We start from the raw sequence: 8,707 nt of genomic DNA on the forward strand, positions 1-8,707 counted from the left end.
CATATTGCCGGAAATGCTGCGCAGTTAATGCGCGCAATTGCGCGACGGGCGGCTTCTATATGACTTCGGTAGCGTATCGATATTGCGCCGCAATATGACGGATGGCCGACGTATTTCCCGATCCGAGGCAAAAAAATACCCCCCGGATTAACGGGGGGCATATCGCTTTCGGCGACGGAATGCCACGAGGGCATTCCGGAGGGGCCGGTTGATACCGGCCTTTCTTGCTTAGAAGCGGTGCTGGATGCCCAGCGCGAACTGACGATCGCTGTAATCGTGGTCCAGCGTGAAGTTGTGCTTGTCGGCATCGGCGTAGAAGGCGTACAGATCGGTACGCTTCGACAGGCCGTACAGATAGCCCACCGACCACAGCTTGACGTCCGACTTGGTGGCGCGCTGGTAGGCGGCCAGGACCTTGCCCGGGCCGACCGGCGCCGACACGCCGACCGTGTAGGCGTTGTCGTCGTTGCGGGTCGGAGTCGCGAAGCCGGCGGAGCCGTTGTAGCTGCCGTTGCGGATGTTCTTGGTCTTGTTGTAGCCGGCGTAGACGGCAACCACGCCGAAGTCGTAGTTGGCGCCAACCGTGAAGGCCTGGGGCTTGCCGTTGTTGGCGATGGTGTCCGTCGGGTTCAGGTATTGGTACGTGGCGACGGCCTTCAGCGGACCGCCTTCGTACTTCAGGCCGACGTCGATCAGACGGTCGTTGTTGCTGGTGCCCGCGCGTTCGTTGCCGGTGGTTTCGCTGTTGGCAGCGAAGCTGTAGCCGACGGCGGCCTGGACGCCGCTGAAGCTGGGCGAGTAGTAGTAGACCGAGTTGTCGATCCGGCTGCTGTTGCCGCCGAATTCCGCGTCGTTATACGAGAACGTCGAACCGATCTGGGCGGTGCTCCAGCTCAGGCCGAACGGGTTCACGATGGGGCCGGCCCACGTGAACTGCATGTTCGTCTGGCGACCGAAGGTCAGGCGGCCGGCGGTGGCGCTTTCCAGGCCGACGTAGGCGGCACGGCCGAAGATCTTGGTGGAGGCGTTGCCGTAGGTGGCCAGGCCGCCATCATCCGAATTGAACCCGGATTCCAGCAAGAAGATCGCCTTCAGGCCGCTGCCGAGGTCTTCCTGGCCACGGAAACCAAAGCGCGATTGGCCCAGCAGGCCGCTATCAATACCTTTCGTCGAATTGCCGTCGGTCTTGCGGTAGTTGAAACCACCGTCGACGACACCATACAGCGTCACGCTGCTCTGGGCCTGGGCCGCGCCTGCAAAGCCGGCCAGCAGCGCGGCGGCAAGAAGGGTCTTCTTCATTTAAATGGGTCTCCAGCGGAGTGAGGGACACGATTAGACGGCAGGGCATGTCGGAAAACCCGGTAGCGCGAGTCTTTCGATATGTACGATTCCCCCCGGCCTGCTCTCGATTTCTATAGCCATCGTGCTGGCTGTGCAGAAATCTGAAAGGATTTCACCAGAAAAGCCCTGCGCTCGCCAATCGTTTAATTACGGTGCAATAAATACCCCGGGCACCTCGGCCCCGCATTTGTTACGTTCCTGCAACTTTGCGGCTTCGAGACATCGGTTCACGATGCATGCCGGGCGAATATCGGTACGGGGTTTCCTGTAAGGGAATGGCCGGGTTTTCTGGCTTATGGATGACCTGCAAGAGCGGCTTTGATTGGCAATGCAGGTAAACCCTTATTGTTGAGATTGCGACGTGATGTCAGCGGCGTTTCGTGTTGGTGAAATCCAACAACAAATGCATCGCGGCCGCCTGGGAGAGGCCCTCGGCGAGGGGCGGCGTACGGCCGGTTCCGAGGGCGCCGGAGCCCAAGAAAGAACGACGCCGGCACAGCCTCGCGGCTGTCCGGCGTCGGCACGCCACCCGCGCAAGGCGGGTGGGGATTTACTGGATCCGCGCTTTTTCGCGCAGGCTGGTCTGGAAATCGCGCAGCCTGGTCTGGCGCAGCGATTCCTCGATCTGCGGCTTGAGCTGGTCGAGCGGCGGGAACTGCGCATCGCGCACGTCTTCCAGCTCGATCACGTGCCAGCCGAACTGCGTCTGCACCGGGTTCTGGGTGACTTCGCCCTTCTTCAGCGCGACCAGCGCGTCGGCGAACGGTTTTACGTAGGTATTGGCCGGCGCCCAGTCCAGGTCGCCACCCTTGGCGGCCGAGCCCTGGTCCTTGGATTGCTTGGCCAGGTCTTCGAACTTGGCGCCCTGCCTGAGCTGGGCGATGATGTCGCGGGCCTGGGATTCCTGTTCGACCAGGATGTGGCGCGCGTGGTATTCCTTGTCGCCCTGGGCCCCCTTGACGCGGTCGTATTCGGCCTGCACGTCCTTGTCGGTAACCGGGTTCTTGTCCAGGTAATCGTTGAACAGGCCGCGGATCAGCACGCTCTGGCGGGCCAGGTCGATCTCGGCCTGGACGTCGGGCTGCTTGGCGATGCCGCGCTTGTCGGCTTCCTGCAGGAAAACTTCGCGGTTGATCAGCTCTTCGCGGATCTGGTCGCGCAGCTGGGGCGAGTCGGGCTGGCCCTGCTTGGTCAGCAGCTTGACGAACTGATCCACCCGCGCCGACGGGATCGCCCGGCCGTTGACCACGGCGGCGTTCTGGGCGAATGCGGGAACGGCCACGGCGAGCGCAGCGGCCAGCATCAAAACACGCTTCATTTACGGAAATCCTTGAGTATCGAAAGGAGGGGCCCGCAGCGCGGACCGGTCTCAGTTTTTGGCGGAATCTTCTTCGGGGGTCAGCGCCTGCAGCGCCAGGGCGTGAACTTCTCTGGGGATCAAATCAGCCAGCCGATCATACACCAGCCGATGGCGCGCCAAGCGTGACAGGCCCTCGAACTGGCGGCTGACGATGCGGACCCGGTAATGCCCCGCGCCGCCCTGCGCGCCGGCGTGTCCGGCATGCAGGTGCGAGTCGTCGCCGATGTCGAGCCGGCTGGGCGCCAGGACCGCGAGCCGTTCGCGCAATTGCGCGATGCGCGCCGCCGTCACGACCGCTCCGCGCCGGCGTCGGTTTCGGCCTTGGCCGCCTCGGCGGCGGTTTCTCCGTCCTGCAGGTGGCGCCCCAGGTAGAACGACTGGGCGACCACGAACAGCAGCAGCATGCCGAAGATGCCGAATACCTTGAAGTCGACCCAGACGTCGGTAGGCCAGTGGTAGGCCACGTACAGGTTGAGCGCGCCGACGGCGGTGAAGAAGATGACCCACGCGGTGTTGAGCCGGCCCCAGACGGCCTCGGGCAGGCTCAGCTGGCCGCCCAGCATCGCGCGCAGGAAATTGCGGCGCAGCACCCACTGGCCGCCGCCCAGCAGCACGGCGAACAGCCAGTACAGCACGCTCGGCTTCCACTTGATGAAGGTTTCGTCGTGCAGGAACAGCGTGGCGCCGCCGAACACGACGATGATGGCCAGGTTGATCCAGTGCATCGGCTCGATCTTCCGGCGGCGCGCCACCAGCCACAGGATCTGGGCCACGCTGGCCGCGATGGCCACGCCGGTGGCGGCGTACAGGCCGGCGAACTTGAACGCGGCGAAGAACAGCAGCAGCGGGAACAGGTCGAACAGCAGTTTCATCGGGATGCCTGGAGAAAGGGGAAGGAATCGTTCACGGTTCGCTGAACGGCTCGAACCGGAGCGAGACGGAATTGATGCAGTAGCGGCGGCCGGTGGGCGGCGGGCCGTCGTCGAACACATGGCCCAGGTGGGCGTCGCACACGTTGCACAGCACCTCGGTGCGGATCATGCCGTGGCTGGTGTCGGGCTCCTCGCGCACGTTTTCAGGATTGAGCGGCGCGAAATAGCTGGGCCAGCCGCAGGCCGAGTCGAACTTGGTGTCGGACGCGAACAGCGGCGTGCCGCAGGCCACGCAGCGGTAGATGCCGGGTTCGTGATGGTTCCAGAACTGGCCGGTGAACGCGCGTTCGGTGGCTTTCTCGCGCGCCACGGCATACTGCATCGGGGTGAGCAGCGTGCGCCATTCGGCATCGGATTTGGTCACTTTGGGCGGTGGCATGGCAGAACACCTCATCAGGAAGAACAGCTGACTTCGAGCGAGCCGGCCCAGTCGGGCGGCAGGGCCGCGTAGGCCTCGGATCCGGGGCGCTCGGTGTACGGGTCGCGCAGCAGGCCGAGCAGGCGGTCGATTTCGGACGGGTCGCGCTGGCGGGCGGCGCGGATCGCCAGTTCGGCCAGGTGGTTGCGCAGCACGTAGAGCGGGTTGACGCGGTTCATGCGGGCCGCGCGCGCGGCGTCGGGCTCGGCCTGCCGCGCCAGGCGGGCGCGGTAGTCGTTCAGCCAGCGGCCGGCCGCGTCGCGGTCGGCGAACAGGTCTTCGAAGGTTTCGCGCACGCTGCCGGCCTGCGGCCGCGGTTCGCGTTCCACCGCGGCCAGGCGGCGAAAAGCCAGCGTGAAGTCGGCGCGGTTGTGGTGCATCACGGTCAGCAGCGAGGCCAGCAGTTCGGCGTCGGCGTCCGTCCATTCGAGCAGGCCCAGCTTGGCCGCCATGTTGCGGTGGAAGCGGCCGAGGAAGGCCGCCTCGTAGCCGTCGAGCGCCGCGCGGGCGGCGTCTTCGCCGCCCAGCAGCGGCAGCAGCGCGCCGGCCAGGCGGTAGAGGTTCCAGTGGCCCACCGCCGGCTGGGCATCCCATGCGTAGCGGCCGCCGGCGTCGGTATGGTTGCAGATGTGGTGGGCGTCGAAGCCGTCCATGAAGCCGTAGGGGCCGTAGTCCAGCGTCAGCCCCAGGATCGACATGTTGTCGGTATTCATGACGCCGTGGCAGAAGCCGACCGCCTGCCAGTCGGCCATCAGTTCGGCGGTGCGGCGCACCACCGCGGCCAGCAGGCGGCGGTACGGGCCTTCGGCCGCGTCGGGCTCGCCGGCCGGCGCCGGGCGGCATTCGGGGTAGAAGCGGTCGATGACGTAGTCGGCCAGCGTGCGCAGCAGGTCGGGGCGGCCGGCGCTGGCCCAGTGCTCGAACGAACCGAAGCGCACGAAAGAGGGCGCCAGCCGCGTGACGACGGCGGCGGTTTCGATGGCCTCGCGGATCACCGGCTCGTCGGAGGCCGTCAGCGCCAGCGCGCGGGTGGTGGCGATGCCCAGGCCGTGCATGGCTTCCGAGGCCAGGTATTCGCGCACCGAAGAGCGCAGCACGGCCTTGCCGTCGCCCATGCGCGAGTAGGGCGTGCGGCCCGAGCCCTTGAGCTGCACTTCCCAGCGGCCTTGCGGGCCGACCACCTCGCCCAGCAGCAGCGCGCGGCCGTCGCCCAACTGGCCGGCCCAGACGCCGAACTGGTGGCCGCTGTAGACGGCGGCCAGCGGGTCGCTGCCCGGGAAGCCACGGGCGCCCGAGAACACGGCCAGGAATTCCGGCGTGGCGAGGTCGTCCGGCGACAGCCCAAGCAAGGCGGCGGCGTCGGGGTTGGCGTGGACCAGCCAGGGGTCGGTCAGCGGCTGCGGCTGGACGCGGGTATAGAACTCGGCGGGCAGGGCCGCGAACGAGTTGTCGGTGCGTTCGGCGATCAGGAAATTCGAAGCGGTCAAGGCGGTGACCTCGGCGGTAGGCCGGCGCGTGGTCGATCCGGCTAGGTTAACTCATTTGGATGACGGGGACAGGTGGTCCGCATGGTCTGCCGGACCGCCGGGCAGCCCGCCTGGCCGGCGCAGGCGAATGCTGACGCGGCTGCGCGGGCGGGGGCCGTCGGGCCGCACAAGCGGGCGAATCGCCGCGTGCCGCCGAGGCCGGTCCGGTCCACGGACAGGCCGGGCTACCACTGCGCCGGCGAACTGCCCAGGCTGGCGGCCGGCAGGTCCCAGCGCATGGGGGCCCGGTCGAGTTCCAGCGGCGGCCGCAGGCGGCGGGCCGGGCCCCATGGCGTGTGCTCGATCGTGCCGGCGACGTCGGCCTGACTTGCGGGCGCCGGCTGCGGCCGTTCGACGCAGTCGGGCGCGCGCAGCGCGGCCAGCGTGGCGGCCACGCGCGCCAGCGAGGCGCGGGCGCTGCTTCCGCTGCCGGCGCGCAGGCGCTCGGCCAGGCCGCGCACCGCCGCGCCGGCCATGATGTAGCCGGCGGCGCAGTCCAGCGCCTGCACCGGCAGCGGCGTGGGCGCGTCGCGGCCGCGCAGCCGCATGCCGGCCTCGGCGATGCCGCTGCTCATCTGCACCAGGCTGTCGAAGCCGCGGCGGCGCCGCCATGGGCCCGTCCAGCCGTAGGCGTCGAGCGAGACGTCGACCAGGCCCGGGTTCAGTTCGCGCCGGCGTCCGGCGCCCAGGCCCAGTCGCTCCAGTGCGTCGGCCCGATAGCCGTGCACGATCACGTCGGCCTCGCGCAGCAATCGTTCGAACAGGGTCCGGCCCGGGTCGCTGCGCAGGTCGATGCGCGCGCAGCGCTTGCCCAGCGTGACCTCGGGCTGTAGCGACGGCTCTTCCCAGCCGGGCGGGTCGAGCCGCAGCACGGTCGCGCCGTAGCCCGCCAGGAAACGGGTGGCGGTGGGGCCGGCCAGGATGCGGGTCAGGTCCAGCACGCGGATGCCGGCCAGCGGCCGGTCGGCCGGCACCGTCCATGCGGGGCGCGTGGCCGCGTCGAAGGTTTCGCGCCACAGCAGCGGCTCGGCGGCGACCGCCGCGCCCTGCGGATGGACGGCCCAGTCATCGAGGCTGCGCATCTGCGCCGCGCAGCCGCCGTTGTCGACGATGGCGCTTTCCAGCGCCTCGCCGCTCCAGCCGGCCACCACCTGCGCGACGCGCTCGCGTTCGGCCGGCACGCCCAGCACCGCCAGCGCCGCCGCGCGATGATGCGGCGCATTGGTGTGCAGGCGGATCCAGCCGTCGGCGCAGCGATAGTCGCCGGCCACCGCATCCCAGGCCGGCGGCAGCGCCCAGCCGTCCGGCCGGATCGAATCGGCGAACCAGAACGAGGCCAGCCGCCGGTCGGCCCGCAACCTCGGCAGGGCGCCATGGCGCGCCGCCGCCAGCTCCGCCACCGCCAGCCCGGCCGCGGCGATGCTGGCCACCGCCAGGCTGGTGGTGGCAAAGACGGACGACAGGTCGCCTGCGCCCGTCAACGCCACCGCACCGAGCGCTTCGTCGGCGCCGCCCGCGGCGTGCCAGATGGCGTGCAGCGCTTCGGCGGCGCTGCGGTCGATGTCGTTGTCAGCCATGGCTTTGCGCTCCTTGGCGGCCCCCGGATCGATCGATCCGGGGGCCGGCGGTCAGAGTATTTCAGCTGCGTAGTCGGCCAGCCTGGACCGTTCGCCGCGCTGCAAGGTGACGTGCCCCGAATGCGGCCAGCCCTTGAAGCGGTCGACGACATAGGTCAGGCCCGAACTGCCTTCGGTCAGGTAGGGCGTGTCGATCTGGGCGATGTTGCCCAGGCAGACCACCTTGGTGCCCGGCCCGGCTCGGGTGACCAGCGTCTTCATCTGCTTCGGCGTCAGGTTCTGCGCCTCGTCGATGATGAGGAACTTGTTCAGGAAGGTGCGGCCGCGCATGAAGTTGAGCGACTTGACCTTGACCCGCGAGCGGATCAGGTCCATCGTGGCCGCGCGGCCCCAGTCGCCGCCGTGGCCGCCCGGCTCGCCGTCGCCCATGTTGAGCACGTCGAGATTGTCTTCCAGCGCGCCCATCCACGGCAGCATCTTTTCTTCTTCCGTGCCCGGCAGGAAGCCGATGTCCTCGCCCACGGGCACCGTGACGCGGGTCATGATGATCTCGGTGTAGCGCTTGGTTTCCAGCACCTGCGTGAGCCCGGCCGCCAGCGCCAGCAGGGTCTTGCCGGTGCCGGCCTGGCCCACCAGCGAAACGAAATCGCAGTCCGGGTTCATCAGCAGGTTGAGCGCGAAATTCTGCTCGCGGTTGCGGGCCGTGATGCCCCACACGTTGTTCTTGCTGTGGGTGTATTCGCGCAGGGTCTGCAGCACCGCGGTCTTGCCCACCACTTCCTTGACCTGGGCGTACAGCGGCAGGCTACCTTCGAAATACACGAACTGGTTGATCGAGAACTGCGCGCACAGCGGCCCGGTGATGCGGTAGAAGGTGCTGCCGCCCTGCTGCCACGATTCCATGTCCTTGCCGTGCTTGTCCCAGAAATCGTCGGGCAGCTGCAGGATGCCGGTGTAGAGCAGGTCGGCGTCTTCCAGCACGCGGTCGTTGAAGTAGTCTTCGGCCTGCAGGCCCAGCGCGCGCGCCTTGACGCGCATGTTGATGTCTTTCGACACCAGCACGACTTCGCGCCCCGGGTATTGCTCCTGCAGCGCGCGCACCACGCCCAGGATCTGGTTGTCGGCCTTGCCCACCGGCAGGCTGGCCGGAAGCACGTTGGCCATCACCGTGGTCTGCAGCCGCAGCCGGCCCAGCGCGTCGCGGTTGCCCAGGCGGTCGAGCGGGATGCCGGCCTCGATGTCTTCCACGCCGTTGACCAGCGAATCGAGCAGGCGGCTGACCTGGCGCGCGTTGCGCGCCACTTCCGAGATGCCCTTCTTGTGGTTGTCGAGCTCTTCCAGCGTCATCATCGGCAGGAAGACGTCGTGCTCTTCGAAGCGGAACAGCGACGACGGATCGTGCAGCAGCACGTTGGTGTCGAGCACGAACAGCTTGGCCGCCTGCGGCGCCGTCTTGGCGCCGCTCCGGCCCGAGGCCGGCCTGCTGCCGCCGCGCGCGGGCGCCGGCGGCACCGCGGCCACGGGCTCGACCGGAGCCTGGCGGGCTTGCGGCG

Annotated in this window: 8 protein-coding genes; all 8 read right to left on the reverse strand. The window is 68.2% G+C overall.

The genetic code is table 11. The features are described 5' to 3' along the window. Window positions 1-228: 228 nt before the first annotated feature. On the reverse strand, window positions 229-1,299 hold the full coding sequence (locus ABD927_RS18465; protein ID WP_345251311.1) for a porin: 1,071 nt from the start codon (window positions 1,297-1,299) through the stop codon (window positions 229-231). 592 nt (window positions 1,300-1,891) lie between these two features. Beyond that, entirely contained in the window at window positions 1,892-2,659 is a 768-nt protein-coding gene (locus ABD927_RS18470) for a peptidylprolyl isomerase (protein WP_345251312.1), read from the reverse strand. Window positions 2,660-2,710: 51 nt separating this feature from the next. Continuing rightward, on the reverse strand, window positions 2,711-2,992 hold the full coding sequence (locus ABD927_RS18475) for a BolA family protein (RefSeq protein WP_345251313.1): 282 nt from the start codon (window positions 2,990-2,992) through the stop codon (window positions 2,711-2,713). Further along, complete coding sequence (locus ABD927_RS18480) at window positions 2,989-3,573, reverse strand: septation protein A (protein WP_345251314.1); 585 nt, start codon at window positions 3,571-3,573, stop codon at window positions 2,989-2,991. Before ABD927_RS18480 ends, ABD927_RS18475 begins: the two co-directional genes overlap by 4 nt. A gap of 31 nt (window positions 3,574-3,604) precedes the next feature. Further along, on the reverse strand, window positions 3,605-4,012 hold the full coding sequence (msrB, locus tag ABD927_RS18485) for a peptide-methionine (R)-S-oxide reductase MsrB (protein WP_345251315.1): 408 nt from the start codon (window positions 4,010-4,012) through the stop codon (window positions 3,605-3,607). A gap of 14 nt (window positions 4,013-4,026) precedes the next feature. After that, complete coding sequence (locus tag ABD927_RS18490) at window positions 4,027-5,538, reverse strand: protein adenylyltransferase SelO (protein ID WP_345251316.1); 1,512 nt, start codon at window positions 5,536-5,538, stop codon at window positions 4,027-4,029. A 224-nt stretch (window positions 5,539-5,762) separates the two neighbouring features. Further along, on the reverse strand, window positions 5,763-7,154 hold the full coding sequence (locus ABD927_RS18495) for a CoA transferase (RefSeq protein ID WP_345251317.1): 1,392 nt from the start codon (window positions 7,152-7,154) through the stop codon (window positions 5,763-5,765). 51 nt (window positions 7,155-7,205) lie between these two features. Further along, on the reverse strand, window positions 7,206-8,707 hold a 1,502-nt coding region (locus ABD927_RS18500), incomplete at its 5' end, for a PhoH family protein (RefSeq protein WP_345251318.1).

The organism is Pigmentiphaga soli (assembly GCF_039541095.1).
Classification (GTDB): Bacteria; Pseudomonadota; Gammaproteobacteria; order Burkholderiales; family Burkholderiaceae_B; genus Pigmentiphaga; species Pigmentiphaga soli.

Bases quoted from the DNA above. Each gene is read 5' to 3' on its own strand.
- ABD927_RS18465 (WP_345251311.1), bottom strand. From the start codon at position 1,299: ATGAAGAAGACCCTTCTTGCCGCCGCGCTGCTGGCCGGCTTTGCAGGC.
- ABD927_RS18470 (WP_345251312.1), bottom strand. From the start codon at position 2,659: ATGAAGCGTGTTTTGATGCTGGCCGCTGCGCTCGCCGTGGCCGTTCCC.
- ABD927_RS18480 (WP_345251314.1), bottom strand. From the start codon at position 3,573: ATGAAACTGCTGTTCGACCTGTTCCCGCTGCTGCTGTTCTTCGCCGCG.
- msrB (WP_345251315.1), bottom strand. From the start codon at position 4,012: ATGCCACCGCCCAAAGTGACCAAATCCGATGCCGAATGGCGCACGCTG.
- ABD927_RS18495 (WP_345251317.1), bottom strand. From the start codon at position 7,154: ATGGCTGACAACGACATCGACCGCAGCGCCGCCGAAGCGCTGCACGCC.